At 58.5% G+C, this 17,597-nt stretch carries 18 protein-coding genes; 7 read left to right on the top strand and 11 right to left on the bottom strand.

Translation table 11 applies throughout. The features are described from left to right. The first annotated feature begins 297 nt into the window (after positions 1-297). The 3 genes from ACVI1L_RS22720 to ACVI1L_RS22710 are packed head-to-tail and all read left to right on the top strand — an operon-like array spanning position 298 to position 2,756. Positions 298-825, top strand: a complete 528-nt coding sequence (locus tag ACVI1L_RS22720) for a hypothetical protein (protein WP_253640815.1) — start codon at positions 298-300, stop codon at positions 823-825. Between the two features lie 55 nt (positions 826-880). Continuing rightward, a complete protein-coding gene (modC, locus tag ACVI1L_RS22715) occupies positions 881-2,077 on the top strand; it encodes a molybdenum ABC transporter ATP-binding protein (RefSeq protein ID WP_253640816.1) in 1,197 nt (398 codons plus the stop codon). Continuing rightward, complete coding sequence (locus ACVI1L_RS22710) at positions 2,037-2,756, top strand: DUF2478 domain-containing protein (protein WP_375162637.1); 720 nt, start codon at positions 2,037-2,039, stop codon at positions 2,754-2,756. The genes modC and ACVI1L_RS22710 overlap by 41 nt, the downstream gene beginning before the upstream one ends. 96 nt (positions 2,757-2,852) lie before the next feature. On the opposite strand, the gene ACVI1L_RS22705 is transcribed toward ACVI1L_RS22710, so the two are convergent. Together ACVI1L_RS22705 and ACVI1L_RS22700 are read right to left on the bottom strand one after the other, a co-directional pair. Then, entirely contained in the window at positions 2,853-3,845 is a 993-nt protein-coding gene (locus ACVI1L_RS22705) for a hypothetical protein (RefSeq protein WP_456783823.1), read from the bottom strand. 109 nt (positions 3,846-3,954) lie between these two features. Continuing rightward, entirely contained in the window at positions 3,955-4,452 is a 498-nt protein-coding gene (locus ACVI1L_RS22700; protein WP_253640817.1) for a hypothetical protein, read from the bottom strand. A gap of 327 nt (positions 4,453-4,779) precedes the next feature. Between ACVI1L_RS22700 and ACVI1L_RS22695 the strand changes: the two genes are divergently transcribed. Together ACVI1L_RS22695 and ACVI1L_RS22690 are read left to right on the top strand one after the other, a co-directional pair. Beyond that, a complete protein-coding gene (locus ACVI1L_RS22695) occupies positions 4,780-5,334 on the top strand; it encodes a peroxiredoxin (RefSeq protein WP_229194592.1) in 555 nt (184 codons plus the stop codon). Between the two features lie 6 nt (positions 5,335-5,340). Continuing rightward, entirely contained in the window at positions 5,341-5,889 is a 549-nt protein-coding gene (locus ACVI1L_RS22690; RefSeq protein ID WP_253640818.1) for a carboxymuconolactone decarboxylase family protein, read from the top strand. Positions 5,890-6,075: 186 nt separating this feature from the next. Here ACVI1L_RS22690 and ACVI1L_RS22685 read toward each other — a convergent pair whose 3' ends face one another. From ACVI1L_RS22685 to nifH, 8 genes are all read right to left on the bottom strand, one after another. Further along, positions 6,076-6,372 carry a ferredoxin family protein gene (locus ACVI1L_RS22685; protein ID WP_157348532.1) on the bottom strand — a complete coding sequence of 99 codons (297 nt, stop codon included), beginning with the start codon at positions 6,370-6,372 and terminating at the stop codon, positions 6,076-6,078. A 39-nt stretch (positions 6,373-6,411) separates the two neighbouring features. Beyond that, on the bottom strand, positions 6,412-7,719 hold the full coding sequence (locus ACVI1L_RS22680) for an FAD-dependent oxidoreductase (protein WP_253640819.1): 1,308 nt from the start codon (positions 7,717-7,719) through the stop codon (positions 6,412-6,414). Positions 7,720-7,730: 11 nt separating this feature from the next. After that, positions 7,731-8,840: an electron transfer flavoprotein subunit alpha/FixB family protein gene (locus ACVI1L_RS22675; RefSeq protein WP_050420689.1), complete on the bottom strand. Its 1,110-nt coding sequence runs from the start codon at positions 8,838-8,840 to the stop codon at positions 7,731-7,733. 548 nt (positions 8,841-9,388) lie between these two features. Beyond that, entirely contained in the window at positions 9,389-9,520 is a 132-nt protein-coding gene (locus tag ACVI1L_RS22670) for a hypothetical protein (protein ID WP_256527903.1), read from the bottom strand. Positions 9,521-9,816: 296 nt separating this feature from the next. Next, positions 9,817-10,158 carry a nitrogenase stabilizing/protective protein NifW gene (nifW, locus tag ACVI1L_RS22665; protein ID WP_253640820.1) on the bottom strand — a complete coding sequence of 114 codons (342 nt, stop codon included), beginning with the start codon at positions 10,156-10,158 and terminating at the stop codon, positions 9,817-9,819. A gap of 471 nt (positions 10,159-10,629) precedes the next feature. After that, positions 10,630-11,814: a homocitrate synthase gene (gene nifV, locus ACVI1L_RS22660; RefSeq protein ID WP_456783822.1), complete on the bottom strand. Its 1,185-nt coding sequence runs from the start codon at positions 11,812-11,814 to the stop codon at positions 10,630-10,632. 368 nt (positions 11,815-12,182) lie between these two features. Then, on the bottom strand, positions 12,183-12,893 hold the full coding sequence (locus ACVI1L_RS22655; RefSeq protein WP_253640822.1) for a nitrogen fixation protein NifQ: 711 nt from the start codon (positions 12,891-12,893) through the stop codon (positions 12,183-12,185). A 149-nt stretch (positions 12,894-13,042) separates the two neighbouring features. Next, the gene (gene nifH / locus ACVI1L_RS22650; RefSeq protein ID WP_253640823.1) at positions 13,043-13,927 is read right to left on the bottom strand and encodes a nitrogenase iron protein; all 885 of its coding nucleotides are present in this window, start codon (positions 13,925-13,927) and stop codon (positions 13,043-13,045) included. A gap of 559 nt (positions 13,928-14,486) precedes the next feature. On the opposite strand from nifH, the gene ACVI1L_RS22645 reads away from it, so the two are divergent. Together ACVI1L_RS22645 and ACVI1L_RS22640 are read left to right on the top strand one after the other, a co-directional pair. Further along, entirely contained in the window at positions 14,487-14,900 is a 414-nt protein-coding gene (locus ACVI1L_RS22645) for an ArsC/Spx/MgsR family protein (RefSeq protein ID WP_253640824.1), read from the top strand. 450 nt (positions 14,901-15,350) lie between these two features. Continuing rightward, positions 15,351-16,094, top strand: coding sequence for an OmpW family protein (locus ACVI1L_RS22640; RefSeq protein WP_375162638.1), 744 nt, complete (start codon positions 15,351-15,353; stop codon positions 16,092-16,094). Positions 16,095-16,660: 566 nt separating this feature from the next. Here the strand turns inward: ACVI1L_RS22640 and ACVI1L_RS22635 are convergent. Next, positions 16,661-17,008, bottom strand: a complete 348-nt coding sequence (locus tag ACVI1L_RS22635) for a (2Fe-2S) ferredoxin domain-containing protein (RefSeq protein WP_253640826.1) — start codon at positions 17,006-17,008, stop codon at positions 16,661-16,663. Positions 17,009-17,597 lie beyond the last annotated feature (589 nt).

The raw sequence follows: 17,597 nt of genomic DNA, 5'->3' as shown, positions 1-17,597 counted from the left end.
TTGCCAATGAGCTCACCTTCTCTCCTCCGGCAGATCGGTGAGGTCTGACAAACTGGATCGCATCGCCTTGTGCATTATTGGCGAGTTTGACGGTCGCACGTTCGCCAACGCACCATCTTCAGCGCAAGTGACGATGGTACCGCGCCCAGCTTCATCTCATCGCCCTGCATGTGCGGTTGATGACGCGAGCGTCCAAAACCCTACCATAAGATACGACCATCTAAGACGCCGGGCGGAGAGCGATGCGAAGCCCCTTCACGCCGGCCGCGCACCATATTCCTGGGAACGGCACGCGGATTGCTGGGCAAGGATCAACGAGCTGCCGCGAAGAAAGCGGTCGCAGCGGACCCGGAGTCCAAAATGAGGCTTATCCGATTGATCTTGATCGATCTGACTTTGATGCTGCTCGCACCGGGGAACGCAGAAGCCACGATTAGGGCCGCCGGCGCAGCCTTCACATCTGCTACCAAAACTGTGGCGTCATCGGAGCGGATTTCGGCCCCAGATCCAATCTTGAGCTCTGGCGCGAGCCGACAGCCTTCCGGCCCAACGACACAAGCGGCGCCATTTCAGCTTGCAACGAACACCCTCGGTCCGGTCAAGCCGGCTGAGCATTCCACGATGCTGGAATTGGGCTCTCCCTGTGTGATCGGCAAGCGCGCAGGGCAGCTTCCGATTGCCACGATGATCGATGGCTCGGAGATGCTCAACAAGCCGCTTGTCCTAACACCATCGATCTGTATTGCCGCAACCATGCGTTATGGCCTCTTGGGGCGCAGACACCGCGTTGGAGCGGAACAGACTGGATTCTCGGAGGCATGGTGATCGCGGCGATTCTGCTCGTGATCTTGGTAGAAAGATACTTCACAGGCGCGGGCACGTGAGAGAAGCAAAACCTGGCTATATCGAATTCGCCTTCAACGGCTCTCTCGCAAACATCCCGCTGGTGGCCCAATTCAGCGCGCCAGCCAAAGGCATCACGGCTATTTTCGGGCCGCCTGGCTGCGGCAAGACCGCGCTCGCACGCTGCATCGCCGGCGTGCAGCGTCTGCCGGGTGGATTTTGCGCAATCGATGGTGAGATTTGGCAAGATCAGACGACGTTTCGGCCGCCTCATCTGCGTCCCGTCGCTTATGTATTCCAACGACCAATTCTTTTTTCGCATTTGTCCGTCAAGCGCACCCTTCTGTTCAACGCGTCAAAATCGAAACCGACACTGATCGACTTTGATGGCGTGGTCGAATTGCTCGCCCTTACCCCGCTCCTCGAGCGTTCGCCATCGCATCTTTCTGACGCCGAGCGACAGCGCCTTGCCCTGGGCAGCGCGCTGCTGGCACAACCTCGGTTACTTTTGCTTGACGACCCGCTCATTTTGCTCGACCGCTCCGCTAAGTGCGAGATCTTGCCGTTTCTCGAGCGCATGCGGGAAGAGCTCCCATTACCCATGATCTATGTCAGCCATGACATGACTGACATAGAGCGTTTTGCCGATCATCTCGTCATGATGAAAGACGGCGTTGTGACTGCGGCCGGGCCACTCAATGTCGTTCAGACCGCCCCGGCTCTTGCCGCGCGCGGCGATGCGGCAGTCTGCCTTGATACCGTGGTCGGCGGCTATGACGGGCGCTATGGGCTGATCATCCTCCGCCTCAAAGGTGCGCGCCTGTTGATCCCTGGAGCGCCGCTTAGGCCGGGCGCGCAGCTGCGGCTGCGCGTCGCAGCCGGCGATGTCAGCATCGCGTGCGAGCCGCCGCGCGCCAGCTCAATTCTCAATGTCTTTCCGGCACGCATCAAAGCCTCTCTGCCGTTCGACGATGCTGAGATCACCTTGGTCCTGGCTCTCGAAACTGGCCGTTCGGGCGTACCGCTTCTGGCCCGCATCCCGCGTCGCTCCTTTGATGCGCTACGGCTCAGCGATGGCATTGACGTATTCGCCGAGGTCGCGCGCGCCGTGCCGGTCGCAGTCCCCGAGCGGTTGCTCGCAGGGCCTTCCACATCAACAGGAGGCGTTCGACAGATAAGCGTCGATACGAGAAATGAACAGAAATCGGAGTACGACAGTGAGCGACAATCTTGATGAGATAGATCCGAAGCATATTGCGGCTGTCTTCGACCGGCCAGACGATGTAGATATGCTACGGGGCGATTTAGCCCAGGATCTCGCGCGGCGAGCCGTACGCGTCTGCGGCATCATCCGGCGATACTTGACGGGCGCACACGGTACCCGGCCTGGTCGCAGAGGACATTATGTCAGGGCGAGAAACCTCGATTTCCGAGCAAGTCGGCAGCGCAACATTGTCTATAAGCTGGATACAAATGGACTCGCGAAAGCCGCAGCTATCGCTTTCCGAGCGCTTCGCGAGCTGGTCGATCTCCTCGCGATGGGCACATTTTGCCGGCAGCAAGCAACTGGCGGCCGCCTGCGCGCCGAATTCGTCGACCCAATCGCCCGTGACGTACCACTTCTGACAGCCGTTCTAGTTAGATGTCTTGCCGCTTGGCGAACTTTCACGCGTGATGTTGGCACGTTGCTATTTTGCGATCGCCAAATCGTTCAGCGATGGTGGCGCGATATCTCCGCGCGCCTAGCGCGCAGCTGGGCTTTCATTCCCAGCTGCGACTATTTAGGTACTATGATACCGGAGCGCCTGATGACGACTGTACGACCACCAGATACGTCGCTCCGAAATCGCCCGTCGGACTCCGTCGCCGTCTCTGAAAACAGCCTTAGCTCCGGGCTCCGCTCCTCGTTATGAGACACCATGATGCTTTGCGAAGGTTCCGATTGTGGACGTTCAGCCGGCGAGAAGTCGCGGTTCAATCAACTTGGCGCTATTCAGTCGAGGCCGATATCAGCCCCTCAGCCGGTTTTGCAGTGCCTGCCGATCAATGACGAGATTGGTGAGACTGAGGTCTGACTGCCGTCTTCCCGCGAGCCGCCTGACCAGCGCCCGCGTACCGTCGACCACAAAGACACCGCAGTCATAGCCGTTCCTCTGCTGGCGTATTGAGGCGCCTTGCAGATCGGCTCCCACCCGCGCTGCGAGCATTGCTGCATGCCTGGCGTTGTATCCCTGAGCTGAGTCGTAGTGGACCGGCCCGTCGCGATCGCGGCGGTCCACCAGCAGCAACGACCAATGGGAGCCGCGGCGATCGAGGTCCGTGGCGCTGGCATCATTGACCGGCAAGAACAGGAAGTCGGCTGTATCGTTGCCATCCCGATCGTCGACAATGCGATGGAATGCGGCTAGCGCGTCGGCATCGGTCCCCTGGCCCACCCGAAAGGCCATGAGAGGATCGACGAACCAAGTCCTGGCGGCGAGGTTTGGATTGCTCGCCCACAACTCCTGCGCCAGGAGTTCGTAGTCCCGCTGGATATGCTCGTCGCCCAGCCATTCCCTCGCTCCGAGAACCCGTCCGCTGCGGTCGCTGGCAGAGGCACCCGCAGCCGAACCAGCGACCCGGGTCTTAGGAACCGAGGATGGGCCAGCATGATAGACCAGCTGAGCGTCGCGGCGTCCTCGCGGACCCAACGTGATGGAGTAGGTCTCCCCGTTGATGGAGACCGGCTGGGGAGCCATTCGCGAACTCGGCAACAGGCTTTTTTTGTCCAGTACATCGAGCAGGACATCCGGCACCGGCTGTGAGCCATGCTGCCAATCCTCGCCGACGCGATTTCCGATGTCCTCGAACTCTTGAGGCATACCCGATGGCCCGATGAAGAACGGAGGTCTCTGCACCGACCCTGACTGGGCATCGTCACGCATGTCCGGCGGTGTGGACGGCAGGTCAACCAAAGAACCAAGACCCCGATAGATGTCTGAGAACCGAGCTGGCTCGCCCATCGGCGTTGGAAAGTCCAAATAGGACGGCAGTTGCCGGGACCAAGTCGAGCTCGACCCGGCCTGCTCCTGCAAGCCGGCCGGGCCAAACGGGCCTAACACCGGCGGCCACTCACTTACGGACGGCGGCGTCGGCAAATTTCGTATCCAGGTCGAGGTGGAGGTTGAGTCCGAGCCTGCTCTTTGCTGAGGAAAGCGTACACCCCAGCGCCCTGTTTGCCTCGACGACTTGCACATACTGCCTGAGCTTCTTGAGCGTCACGCCAGATTTCCTGTTGGCTTCGGCGCAAGCCCGGTAGTCTGCATCCAGCGAGCGTTGCTGCTCATTATTGCCGTTGATTCGGCTTGCGATGCTCGCCTTGCCCTCTGTGCGGAGCCAATCACCGAACTTGCGTTGCGCCGAAGCAGTACTTTGAATGGTTCTTCTCCTATTCTGGGAACTCGAATCGAGCTTGCTCAGCTCTTCGTTGGCAAGGCCAGCGATGAGGCTGGCGTCGTCGTCGTAAGGACGAAATCCTTGTTGGGGCTCGAGACCTAGATATTCTCTAAAGGGATCGAGTGGGGCCGTCCGCTTTGTGGCTTTACTGAACGCCGCATAATCTGCGTTCAATGACGATTTTGCGCAGCATTGCCGTCGATTCGGTCCATGATGTGATAGCCGCATGTGCGTTGACACTCTACAACCTGACGCTACGTAGATTTCCAGCCTTCATTGTCACCACAGCGAGCCTGGTTTGGGTTCATTCCTGTTTCAGATGCGGCACATCCTCGCAGCTTGGTGATCGCCTGCCGTTTCGAGCGGCCTCAATGCGCGAGGCGAACTCAGCCAAGCCGCTGCGCGGCGCAACCAGGACAATCGGCTCTTGAGAACTGATGGCATGTCGTTTGCTTCAGCAGCATGGTCACCATGTCCGGAAAACAAACGTGTGAGGACCGTATGCTTGGAATTGGAAGTCAATTGCCGCCGTTCGAGATTACAGGCGTGAAGCCTGGCTTTCAGGCGCAGGAAGAAGATGGGCAGAGTGCATTCGAGACGTTGACCGAAGCCAGCTTCCCGGAAAAATGGAAGATCATCTTCTTCTATCCCAAGGACTTCACCTTCGTCTGCCCGACCGAAATCGCCGAGTTTGCCCGGCTTTCCAAGGAATTCGTCGACCGCGATGCAGTGGTACTGGGGGGCTCGACTGACAACGAGTTCTGCAAGCTTGCGTGGCGACGCTCACATGTCGACTTGCAAAATTTACCAATCTGGCAGTTTGCCGACACAAAGGGGACCCTGGTCGATGGCCTTGGTGTGCGTTCCCCCGAAGGGGTCGCGTATCGCTACACCTATATTGTTGACCCCGCCAACACGATCCAGCACGTCTATGCGACCAATCTCAACGTCGGGCGCAGCCCCAAGGACACACTGCGCGTGCTGGACGCCCTCCAAACTGACGAGCTCTGTCCCTGCAACCGCGAAATCGGCGGCGAAGTCCTGAAGGTCGCTTGAGGCAGCATGTTGTCGATCGAACAGTTGAACGAAAAGATCCCCGATTTCGCCAAGGACGTCAGGCTCAATCTGACGTCCTTGATGGCCGATGAGACACTCTCGCCGCAGCGGCAATACGGGCTGTTGCTGGCGAGCGCGATTGCCACCCGCAATGTAGATGTCATTGCCGCAATGGAATCCGCCGCGGTCGCCGTGATGACGCCCGTGGCGATCGCGGCAGCGAAATCTGCGGCCGCTGTGATGGCGATGAACAATGTGTACTACCGCTTCGTTCACCTCGCCTCAAATTCGGAATACAAGACGATGCCGCCACGGCTGCGCATGAACGTGATTGGCAGTCCGGGTGTTGACAAGTCTGATTTCGAGCTATGGTCACTTGCTGTCTCCGCCATAAACGGATGCGGTGCTTGTATCGATGCCCACGAGAAGACACTGCGAGCTGCGGGCGTCAGCTCCGAAGTGATCCTCACTGCCGTGCGTTCTGCCGCTATCGTCCAGTCAGTGGCGATTGCTATCGAAGCCGTTCGGCCGAGCCCATCCCAGGCAACGCGCTGATTCCTCCTCTGCCAGCCGATCGACAGGGTGTGGCGCCGTTCCGTATCGCCACACCGATCCTGTTACCTTGATGCGGGTCTAGCTCAAATTGCTCGCACCGTGCCAGAGGCGGAACGCGCGAAGGATGCAAATATTCCGACGCTTAGGGAGGCTCGTACCACGGCTCGTTCCATCCTCACCTCACCCTCAGCCAAATTTGAACAGCACCCCATATCCGCCGCGCGGGTAACTCCACTGGATATCGCCGGTGGGCTCGGCGATCACCCGACAGGTACCGCACTCGATACAGCCGTCAACAGTCACCTCGACTCGCCCCTCATCGTTCAGCTCATAGCATCGCGCGGGGCACGCTTTCAAAAGCGCAACTAGCTGCGGCGATGGGGACGTGTGTGCGCGAACCTTGACGTGAGGACGACCAATGTCGACAAGGTAGCGGTTGTAATACAGCTTGTCTTCCACGCGCACCGAGGGTTCGGCATCCATGCTTTGTCCTTCCATACTTGGAACTCACACTTTTGATAATTAGCGCCAGGCTCGCGCAAAACGACATGCATCGCCGAACAGCCCCATCCATGAGCGCGCCTTGACAAAGGATTTCAAGGTCGCCTTCTCCTTCTCAACCTTGGGCGTACCATCGACCCGCACAAAGTTTTGCATTGCCTTAGAGATGAGCTGCGGATAGGTGAGAAAGAAGTTTTGTGAGTGAGTATGCATTAGGGGTGGCAAATCCTTGTACTTCTTGAGGTCCTTGATGACGAAGGACTCATCCAACATCTTCTTGTAGAGCGACAGATTTGTCGCTGTCATCGGCTCGCCGCGCGATTTCACCAAGCCGATCGCTTCGGCCGCTATGCGACCTGAGGTCATCGCGAGATTGGAGCCCTCGCGATGAACGGCATTGTTGAGTTGCGCCGCATCGCCAACGACCACCCAGCCTTCCCCGTAGAGCCGTGGGATCGATTTGTAGCCTCCTTCAGGGATGAGATGCGCCGAATATTCCTTGACTTCGGAACCTGCTAGCAGAGGCAACACAGAGGGATGCCTTTTGAATTGATCGAGCAAGCCGTAGGGCGTCTGGCCGGTGCGCTGGAAATCGGCGACGAGACAACCGATGCCCAGCGAAATACACTCTTTGTTGGCATAGATGAAACCCATTCCGGTCATACCGCGGGAAATGGTGCCCGCCGCCTCGATCACGACGCCTTCTTCGCCCTTAAGATTGAAACGCGCTTCGATGGTCTCGCGAGGCAAGAAGTGCATTTCCTTGACGGCGAGCGCAACGTTATCGGGTGTCGGCCGCGCGCGCAGGCCCGCGCGCGTCCCAAGCAGACCATTGACCCCTTCAGCGAGCACGACGACATCGGCATGTATTTCGCCGTCGCGGCGATCTGTACGAACGCCGACAATCCTTTCACGCTCGTCCCGTACGAGCTCCGTCACGGTCGTCTCGCAGAGCACGGTCGCGCCGGCTTCGCGCACCTTTGACGAGAACCATTTGTCAAACTGCGCGCGTATGATCGTGTAACGGTTCGGCCGCTCCTCGTTGAAGTCGTCCGAGCGGTAATGCATCCCGACATGCGAGCGGTCGTCCATCATCCAGAACCGTTGTTCAACCAGATGACGTTCGAGCGGCGCCTCTTCGCGAAACTCGGGGATTAGCTTTTCCATCATGTCCGCGTAGAGGATTGCGCCCTGCACATTTTTCGATCCAGGATATTCGCCGCGCTCGAGCTGCAGCACCTTCATGCCTTGCCTGGCCATGGACAGCGCCGCCGCGTTACCAGCCATACCGGCTCCTACCACGATGGCATCGAACCTCTCTTCAATCATCATCATCTCCTCTAGACCGCGATCCGCGCGCGCGAATTCGGCAAGAGCCGAGCGCGAAATGCCGCCGTCAGCGCCGGCAGCAATTGCATGGCATCACTGACGATCGCAACATGGGCGAAGTCGAAGATCGGAGCACGTTTGTCAGTATTGATGGCGACGATCAGATCCGCCCCCTCGACACCCACCCGGTGCTGGATCGCGCCGGAAATACCGGCCGCAATATAGAGCTTTGGCCGGATCGTCTTGCCGGTCTGACCGATCTGCCGATCAGACGTAACCCATCCCTTCTGCACCAGAGGACGCGAGCAGCCATATTCAGCGCCAAGAAGAGTTGCAAGCTCGCGCACCAGCCGGAAGTTCTCAGGCGATCCCAATCCCAAGCCACCCGCAACCACGACGTCGGCATAGGCCAGATTTGATGTCTCGGAATCACGATCTGGGAGGAACGACAGAACTTTCGTGACAATATCGTCTTCGACAAGGCCGAGCGGATGGACGATGATACGGGCCGCATCACGTTCGACGCGCTCAGGCATCGGCATGACCCGCGGACGCACTGTTGCCATCTGCGGACGATAATTCAAGGTATAGATCGTGCAGAGCAACGAGCCACCAAAGGTCGGACGCGTCGCCGCAAGAGAACCATCGGCGTCGACATCGAGCGCGGTGCAGTCGGCAGTGAGTCCCGTTGACAAAGTGGTCGCCACCGAACCCGCGAGATCGCGCCCCAGCGTGGTCGCGCCCAACAGCAGGATCTCGGGCTTGTAGGTATTGACGAGTTCGGTGAGCGCTTTGGTATAGGATTCATTGCGGTAATCCGCCAAAACGTTGTCGCTCACGAGATAGGTCAGATCGGCCCCATAGCAAAAGGATTCAAGTGCGGCGTTACGGGTGGACTGCCCCTCCGGGCCGACAACGACCGCGGCGAGATTCACCTTCAGCTTGTCGGCAAGCCTGCGCCCCGCTCCCATGAGCTCCCAGGAAACCGGATGCACCTGGCCGCGCTCCAGCTCGACGAAAACCCAGACATGCTTGTAGGCCTTAAAGTGCTCCGGCAGTTCCTTCTTGGCTGCTGCCCGGCCGGCCGCCGCAGGCACAGCTGTTTTGGTGACATTGCTCATGCTTTAAAGTCCCCTCAAGAATACGCGCGCCCGCGCCACAGGTTTGTATCTAGATTCAGTTGACTGAGGATCAGTTCTGATCAGCAAGTGGCCTGGCTGCTCGGCTGCCCGGCCCGCTTAGTGCAAACCGACCAGGCAGTAAAACTCGTCATCGACGTAGACGCTCCGGGCGGGCCAGAGCCAGAGATGTCCTCGACGGTAGTGCCTCGCGCGCTCGGTTCGACAAGCGCCACGGTGCCGGCGACGCCGCTACGGCATCTGTGCCCGGAAGAGTTGTTGCGTCCGCCTGCTCTGCAGTATCGGCGCCTCGCTTTCGGCCCAGCGCTCTGCACCGGGTGCGACCACCAAAGCGATCGGAGCTGCGCACCTGTCATGCACTGCGTGGTCAGCCTCCAGCCCCGGCACCTTGCATCGGCCGAGCTTGGCGCCTCCGCCGGACGCATGTTGCTATCCGCGTTGCGACGAATGCCACTTTGCACGCATCCGCGGACTCGCTCGACGCTGACGACTATGTACATGCCCTCTCCAGATGTTGCGCAACGGACAACTTAGCCAATGACCACCATCTCACGGTCGGTGTCGGCTTCGTTCGCATCAAAGGCCATATCGAACGGACCGGGTGCGAGCGTGAGCCGCGAGATCATGCCGCATCGCTCGGTAGGCGGTAGAAGCAGCGTCATAGGTGTTCCTTTTTTTCATCTCGGACGACCGCCATCTGTCAGCATCGATGACGGGATAGGCACGACAACAGCAAGTGTCGTACCACTTGCAAGAACCATCGAAAGTCAGGCGGAAGCAATGATTTGACAGAAACTTAAATGCTCGCTCAGGGCCTTGGACACGATCAGTCCGGACATGGGTCGGGAATGCGACAGCGTCGCTCGGGTCATGGCTGGCAGAGAGATGATCTGGATGAAGGAGCTTTCAGACCGCACGGCAATCGTTAGAGAGCACCTCATTGCGGTGGAGCGCGAAGTCACTTCAGCTCGCTCAACGGAACAAAGGCTGTCGGTTTGCCTGGGCCTGCAACCGCATCCTTCAAAACCTTGAATACTCGCTGATCAATCGGCCGCGATGCCACGAAATCAGCATAAGCCTGCTCCAGCATCGCTTTGCACCGAGCTCTGATTTCCAGCTCTGTGGCGCCAGAAAATTGCTCTTCGGCGAAATATTGTCCCATGCGCTTTAGGATGTGAAGGCGCGCGACATTTACAATCTTCGGATCATAATCGACGCCAAGCAGCGAAAAGAACTCCTCTGCCGACGAGGCGTTGCTAAGCCGGTCCAGGATAGGGGCGGCCGGGGATGAGTTGATCATCGAAAGGTCTCCTTTGGATCAGCTCTCGGACGCCAAATTAGATACTCTTAGCGCCTGATGATATTGCCGCGGTTCTACCTCGCACAGCGGGTGCGCATCGCCAACGCCTGGAACGCCGACGCGCTCAACTTCGCTATCCAGATCTGCAGGTTCGGCGGGCGCCGACGTCAGCCCGGATGAGGAAGGGGCATGAACGGCCAAACCGCAATCGGTGCTGATGCTCGTCCGACCGGTGGTGGGGCGGGACGGCAGCCTCAAGAGAAGACGTCGCTTGGCAGCGGCTCGCTGCCGGATTGCAGATCACAGCATGAATGCCGGAATAGCCCGTAATAACTGGAGCGCAGATTTGCGACCAGCGAGCTGGCGTGCGGAAGTGGGTCATTTTCGCGCCAATCAGTGGCATCGGATGGCCTCCTTGCGACGCACTTGGTCTCTCGAATAGTCGGCGCAAACGATGCTAAGCACGGCTCTTCACTCGCTTTGGGTGGCTGGGCATCCGCACACGTCGCGCCAGATCGCCGCCACCGTTTGGCGCTCGACCGGCAGCTTGTGCTCGATCGCATGCTTGCGAACCTGCGACAGGATCTGTCTGGCTTGATCGGCGCTGGCGGCCAGCTCGAGTTCATCGAGCAACGCCGTAATCGCCGCAAGTCCAGAATGCTTGCCGATCACAAAGCGGTTGCGGCGGCCAAGCAAAGCCGGATCAAGCGACTGATAGGTGCGCTGATCCTTCAAAAGGCCATCGACATGAATGCCGGATTCGTGCGTAAATACGTACTCTCCAACGATGGCCTTATTCAGAGGAATGGCACGCGCGGCCGCTGCAGCCACCAATGCGGCGACGTTCTCGAGCTCCGGAAGTACGATGCCGGTCCCGCGTCCGTAGAGCTGCTTGAGTGCGACCGCGACTTCCTCGAGCGGCGCATTTCCGGCCCGCTCGCCTAACCCGATGACGGTCACCGAAGCGTGGCTCGCGCCAGCTTTGATGGCTGAGAGTGTATTGGCGGTTGCGAGTCCGAGATCGTCGTGGCCGTGAAATTCGAGTTCCAAATCGGTGGTCACACGCAGTTTCCTGACCAGCGCGTAGGTTGCGTCGGGATCGAGCACACTGAGCGTATCTGCAACACGAAAACGACGCGCGCCCGCGGCTTTTGCGACTGCAATCAGCCGGATCAGAAACTCGACGTTGGCGCGCGAAGCGTCCTCGCCGCCAACAGAAACCTGAAGCCCCTTCTGACGAGCATAGCCGACCAATTGCCTCACCTGTTCCAGTGCCAGGCTGCGATGACCGCCGAGCTTGGCTGCGATCTGCACATCGGAAGTCGGGATCGACATGTTGATCATGGACACCCGGGCTTCAATCGCCGCATCGACGTCCGCTTTCCTCATCCGGCACCAGCCTATCGTAGTCAGCGGAAGATCTGCTTCGACAATGGCGCGGATTGCTGTGATTTCCTCATTGCCCATCACGGGCGTTCCCGCCTCGATCTCCGTGACCCCGGCCCGCGCGAGCGCCTGCGCGATCGCCAGCTTTTCCTTCGTGGTGAACGCAACACCGGGCGCCTGCTCCCCGTCCCTTAGCGTCGTATCGTTAAGCACGGTCGGCTTCGCGCGTTCTTGATCGAACCATGAGGGTTCGTCGCTAGAGGCGATCACGCAGGCTGGCTCCTTATCTTTGACCACATCCCCTTAAGCAACCCGCATGCCACTGCGCTATTCCTGGCAACGGATTGAAAATCTACGCTTCCTTCCTTAACCTCCTCCCGCCAATGGATTGCCGCAAACGCGACTGGCTCATGAAGCGGGCGCTTTTGCCATTCCCAAGTCAAGTTCGAAAGCCAACCCGATTGCAGCGCGCCGCGATGTTGGCGATTGATCCCGGAGCAATTCTGGCCGGCATGTCTTGGATCCATGGCCACTTGCTCGCATTAAAGCGACGTTTATCCGCACGATGACATGCCGCGGGGATCGCCAGATCCTGGAAGCGTTGTCGCGCTGCAACGCACGAGAATATTTGTGGCAAGTCAGATGGGCCAATCAGCGGTGACCTGCTGGCGAGCCGCCTCCAGCAACTGGTCGCGCCGGCGCTCGGCCATCCGGCTCTCACCGCTTTCTTCGCCGAAACAAAGGTTGAAGTCATTACATTGCGTGCACACTGGTGTTGTGCACATCGCGAGGCCTTCATCCTCGCAAAGCATGCGATAGAAGAAACGCTTCCAACGCATATTGTTGACATTGCGCGCGGCGAGCGGCGCGTAGTGACGGCTGAGCAGCCGAGAGAGCTCGCCACGATTGCGCAATCCGAGATCTTCCCATAGATGGTCTGGTTCGATGGCTCGTCGGGCGATCATGGCAGCCAGCCAGCGGCCGAGATCTCCTTCCGTCGAGCGGTGTTTCAGGAGTAGATCGCGCACCATTGCGATTTCGTCGTTCTCGTTGCATTTGCACCTCAGGAGCTCATCGGGGAGTTCGACCTCAAGTGAGGGAAAGTACTGCGCGAGCAAAGCCGCGAGTTCATCGCCCGATAGGCCAGTCTTCTCCGGGAGAGCGCCACCATCCATCGTGGCAGCCGCCAGAATAGATGCCAAAGCGTGGCGGTCGAAATGACTGTCACTGGCAATGTCGGCAGCCGCAGAAAGTACGCCGGTGAGGAGGCGGTAGGCTACAATTCCGTTGGAACTGCTCGCATCAGGCTCACAAGCAGCCATAAACGGAAGGAAGTGCACTTCGGACATGATTTTGTGGGTCTCTATAGCGGCCGGGTTTGCGTCGCCGCGTCCTGGTCCCGGCCGGGAGCGCTGATCAGAATGCCGGCCTCCCCGGATGGGGGGTGAGGGAGGCCGGCATCCGTCGCGCGCCTTCACAAGGCCGCGACTCACGACCTTTACGAGGCCGCGAGTTCGGCGGCAGTTTTGCCGATGATGGATTCGTCGACCGCCTTCATAATGCCATGCTCCATCAGCATGTCCTCGAGCTCGTCCATGGAGATCGGAGTCGGAATGATACCCTTGCCGCCATTGTTGTGAACCTTGGTAGCGAGATTGCGATAGTGATCGGCCTGCTTCGAATCCGGCGCATACTCGAGCACCGTCATGCGGCGGAGTTCGGCATGCTGCACCACGTTGTCGCGCGGCACGAAGTAGATCAGCTGAGTGCCTAGCTTCTTGGCCAGCGCCTCCGCCAGTTCCAACTCCTTGTCCGTCTGTCGTTCATTGCAGACCAGGCCGCCCAGCCGCACACCGCCCGAGTTGGCGTATTTCAGGATACCCTTGGAAATATTGTTGGCGGCATACATAGCCATCATTTCACCGGACATCACGATATAAATCTCCTGCGCCTTGTTTTCACGGATTGGCATCGCAAAGCCACCGCAAACGACGTCGCCGAGCACATCATAGGATACGTAGTCAATGTTCTCATAGGCGCCGTTCTCCTCGAGGAAGTTGATCGAAGTGATGACGCCACGACCGGCGCAGCCGACGCCCGGCTCAGGACCACCGGACTCCACGCAGCGGATGTCTTTGTAGCCGACCTTCATCACGTCCTCGAGTTCAAGATCCTCCACGCTGCCGGCACTCGCCGCCAAGCTTAGAATCGTGTCCTGCGCTTTGGCATGCAGGATCAAGCGGGTCGAGTCCGCTTTAGGATCGCACCCGACAATCAGGATTTTCTGACCCATCTCGGCCAGCGCCGCCAACGTGTTCTGGGAAGTCGTCGACTTGCCGATGCCACCTTTCCCGTAGAACGCGATTTGCCTTAGTGAAGACATGTTGCTCTCCATCAACCGATTTGCCAAAAGTTGCGCGCCTCTCACGCGCGAGCTTGTTTCTCTCTCTCAGAAACGGGGCACACGGGTTCAAGGGAAGGAGCACATCGCTCGTCTTACGCGTCGGCGTGCACTCAGCCCTCACTCAGTGTTGCTGCCCGATATTAGCAACCGCCGTGCCAACGCTCGTAAGCGCTGCCCAAGTCTTTGATTACATTTAAAAAGCCACCTGCCCGCGAGTGCGCCTGGCCGTTTTGGAACCTATCGGTCAGCGCGGCTGTCAGAAAACGAACAAGAGGCAACCGCTGACGCGAAGCTCATTTGCATGGGCTGTCCCATATCTTCAGCCACGGAATGGGACTTGCTACTCCTCTCGTGAACCGGCTCTCTGGGGCTTGAGCGGTGCGACAATGTCGGTTGCGATCCAGACTGACCGGACAGCGGATACCAGCGGCGCTTAGCCGACTGACATTGAAGATAATCGGCAAGACCATCGACTGGGCGTCGAACGCAGCAGCGACAGGGCCACCGTTCAGCTCAGCGCTGCCAACATAGGTATGACATGGCGACAATCATCTTTTATCAAAAGCCCGGCTGCGCGACCAATGCGCGTCAGATTCAAGCGTTCAACGCTGCCGGTCACGACATCATAGCCAAAGATATTTTGATGGAGCCGTGGGCTTCGGAAGAACTGCGCCGCTTCTTCGGCAATACCCCGGTCGCCTCCTGGTTCAACCAAGCGGCCCCCCGTATCAAATCAGGCGAAGTCAATCCCGCCATGATTGACGCCCAGCGCGCACTAGCGTTGATGTTAGACGATCCGCTCCTGATACGCAGACCTCTGATCGACGTCGGCGGATCACGATGCGCCGGATTCGATCATGAGCTCGTGCTGTCGCTGCTTGGCCGCGAGGCCCCAGATGATCTCGAGCGATGTGCGCATGACGCAAACGAGACGCGCTGTCCGCAAACGTGAGGCTAGTACAGAAGGCTTTGATGCGAAGAACCACATTTTTCTGCTTCCGGATTGGTTCGTGACCGCCGACTCGGACCCTCGCTGAGAAGGCCAACCTGGCTGCTCCGTAACACGGATCTGCCGATATTGCGCCTCGGGTGATTGCTGCCTCCACCGGCCCTGCAATGTGCGGGGTTGCTGCATTGCCATTTTGATTTTGCATGGCCCAACGGGCATTGATTGGATCGGGGCATCAAGCCAACCAACAATCTCCTGAAGAGATTGGACTCAGCACAGACAATGAATCGAACAGCTATCAAGCAAAGACAACGACGCTTCGATAGCCGTGCTTCTTATGCAACTCAGCCGCATAATTGCGGTGAACCAACCACTATTTTGATCCGCATCAAATCCTCCGCCGCTTGTCATGTGTGACAGAGATCTCGCGCGTGTTATCGCGCGACTTTTGGAATGGAGAATTCGATGAGAAGAAGAACAATTCTGACGACGACGTCGCTCCTCACGCTCGCGATCTCGTTGGCCAGCATCTCGGCACAGGCTGCAGATCTCGGTCCGGCGCCGGTTTATTACAAAGCACCCCCGATCGAACCGTTCAATCCATGGATGATCCGCCTGCGGGTGCTCGGCGTTTTGCCGGATACCGCAGGCAGTTCAGTCCACGTCTCCGGGGTACCCTCGCTGTCTTCTCCCAACTCCGGGCTATCGATCAGCGATCAAGCCATACCGGAGCTCGACATCACGTATTTCTTCACAAAAAACATCGCGGCCGAACTTATTCTCGGCGTGACCCGCCATCACATCAGCGGCACTGGCACGCTTAATGGACTCGATATCGGCAAAGCCTGGCTATTGCCGCCGACGCTAACCCTGCAATATCACTTCAACGATTTCGGCCCACTGAAGCCTTATATCGGCGCAGGCATCAACTACACCGCATTCTTCAATCAGTCGGCGGCCAATACGTCGCTCGCCGGCCTTACCGTGACGGATCTGCACATCAGCAACAAGTTCGGCGCGGCGGTCCAATTTGGCTTCGATTACATGCTTGACCGTCATTGGGGCCTCAACTTCGACGTGAAGAAGCTGTGGCTGCGGCCAGACTATTCTGCGACCGTAAACAATGCGATTCCCGTCTCCGGGCGCGCCAATATCGACCCATGGCTCATCAGCGGCGGCATCGCTTACAAGTTCTGACGTCAGAACAGGGTCCAAAGAAGAAGACAAGGTTGATCAATCCGGACGCGGCGAGCCATCGAGCGCGTCCTTCAACCGCACCGCAGTTCATCCGCGAGCGAGATGGCGTGTCAAAGACGCGTCGTCTCGCGAAGAAAGTGAGCGCCATCCGCACCTTGCGCTTGCGGCGTGCTGCGTAGGGACAGTATTAAGTGACGCGAACAGATTGATCCAACAGCCATCGAAGGAAACACGTTCTTGCTTTGTCAGGCGTTGCGACCGTGCCAGTTGCCGATCGGGTCCGACAATTCAAGGCGTCGCGCTGCGCCGTGACAATGATAGTCTGACAAAGGAGTTGACGCTCAAGGTTCAGGGCCCGGGCACGAGCAGCGCTCTAATCTGGGCCCGTCTCACCGAACATCTCAAAGACCGCCATAACGACAAATTCCATGACGCGCTGTCCGCACGTCCTGACGCCTGAGGGCCGCTCGGTCATCCTGAGCCGACCGACGTGCCGAGGGGACAGCTCATCGACGGAGAAGCTGTCCATGCTTGATTGCCCGGCCAAGCGGCGCGAAGAAAGCCGTTTAGCTGCGCTTTAGCACCATCACGAGGCGGTCGACACGTTTACCCTGCTTGAGATGGGATTCCAGGATTTCGTCGACGTCTTCCGGCGTAGTCGCGCGGTACCAGATTCCGTCAGGATAGACGACCATCAAGGGACCGGAGTTACAATATCCGAGGCAGCCAGCCATCGTGAAACCGATATCATTAAGGCCTTGCGCTTCGATCGCCTTGCCCATTCGATCCCACAATGCTTGCGCGCCAGAGGCGCCGCAACTGCCGTGCGGATGAGTGGGCGGACGCTGCGTGTTGCAGGCAAAGACATGATGCCTATAAATTTGGGGGAGCTCGAATTCGATTTCTGAGTCCATGCGCTTATCCTGCGATCAATGCGAGCGATCCGAAAGAGACATGGCCCGGGCTCGCATCGCCCTCACAGGGTCTCTTGCTGTCGAACGCCGCATCGATAGATTGATGCTACTGATTTCGACGCGCGCCTGCGAACGCAGGCGAAATGAGCGAACGCAACACTAATTGTAAACGCTGAAGATCAGCCACAGATGACTCACGTCTGGCACAACCTTCCTGATTCGTTTCAACGTCTTCTCCTACCATCGCAATCTCTTCGCTCCTACATTGCTCAACCATCCGATTGCTCCAAAGCAAGTTCCACACCAAATGCAGAATCCTCGCGTTTTTACGACCATCTCTTGTTCTGCCGAGGCGCTCCTCATCGTTGATGCTCGAGTTCCGACAATGTCGTTTCTCTTCTGTTTTGGACAAGACAATCGTTGGCTTCGCGTTTGACGCCCCCCATTCTGCCTCAGCCGTTCGCACGCATGATGTGCGCTCCGCTGTTTCCGATCTATTGTTTACCAGATAGCGCCTGGCGCAAACGCCCCGACAGTCAGAGTGAACGCAGACCCGCGTTCAAGGCTATAGGTTAAGCTGCCTGGACTT

It is taken from the genome of Bradyrhizobium sp. USDA 4516 (assembly GCF_054055915.1).
Note: the sequence above shows the minus strand (reverse complement) of the source record. Positions and strands in the feature narration are given on the sequence as shown.

What these genes read in the sequence shown, in the direction of transcription:
- ACVI1L_RS22675 (WP_050420689.1), bottom strand. Translation starts at nt 8,840, where the DNA reads ATGAGCAATGTCACCAAAACAGCTGTGCCTGCGGCGGCCGGCCGGGCA.
- ACVI1L_RS22685 (WP_157348532.1), bottom strand. Translation starts at nt 6,372, where the DNA reads ATGGATGCCGAACCCTCGGTGCGCGTGGAAGACAAGCTGTATTACAAC.
- ACVI1L_RS22635 (WP_253640826.1), bottom strand. Translation starts at nt 17,008, where the DNA reads ATGGACTCAGAAATCGAATTCGAGCTCCCCCAAATTTATAGGCATCAT.
- nifH (WP_253640823.1), bottom strand. Translation starts at nt 13,927, where the DNA reads ATGTCTTCACTAAGGCAAATCGCGTTCTACGGGAAAGGTGGCATCGGC.
- ACVI1L_RS22670 (WP_256527903.1), bottom strand. Translation starts at nt 9,520, where the DNA reads ATGACGCTGCTTCTACCGCCTACCGAGCGATGCGGCATGATCTCGCGG.
- nifW (WP_253640820.1), bottom strand. Translation starts at nt 10,158, where the DNA reads ATGATCAACTCATCCCCGGCCGCCCCTATCCTGGACCGGCTTAGCAAC.
- ACVI1L_RS22705 (WP_456783823.1), bottom strand. Translation starts at nt 3,845, where the DNA reads ATGGGCGAGCCAGCTCGGTTCTCAGACATCTATCGGGGTCTTGGTTCT.
- ACVI1L_RS22640 (WP_375162638.1), top strand. Translation starts at nt 15,351, where the DNA reads ATGGAGAATTCGATGAGAAGAAGAACAATTCTGACGACGACGTCGCTC.
- ACVI1L_RS22695 (WP_229194592.1), top strand. Translation starts at nt 4,780, where the DNA reads ATGCTTGGAATTGGAAGTCAATTGCCGCCGTTCGAGATTACAGGCGTG.
- ACVI1L_RS22645 (WP_253640824.1), top strand. Translation starts at nt 14,487, where the DNA reads ATGGCGACAATCATCTTTTATCAAAAGCCCGGCTGCGCGACCAATGCG.
- ACVI1L_RS22710 (WP_375162637.1), top strand. Translation starts at nt 2,037, where the DNA reads ATGAACAGAAATCGGAGTACGACAGTGAGCGACAATCTTGATGAGATA.
- ACVI1L_RS22680 (WP_253640819.1), bottom strand. Translation starts at nt 7,719, where the DNA reads ATGATTGAAGAGAGGTTCGATGCCATCGTGGTAGGAGCCGGTATGGCT.
- ACVI1L_RS22690 (WP_253640818.1), top strand. Translation starts at nt 5,341, where the DNA reads ATGTTGTCGATCGAACAGTTGAACGAAAAGATCCCCGATTTCGCCAAG.
- ACVI1L_RS22655 (WP_253640822.1), bottom strand. Translation starts at nt 12,893, where the DNA reads ATGTCCGAAGTGCACTTCCTTCCGTTTATGGCTGCTTGTGAGCCTGAT.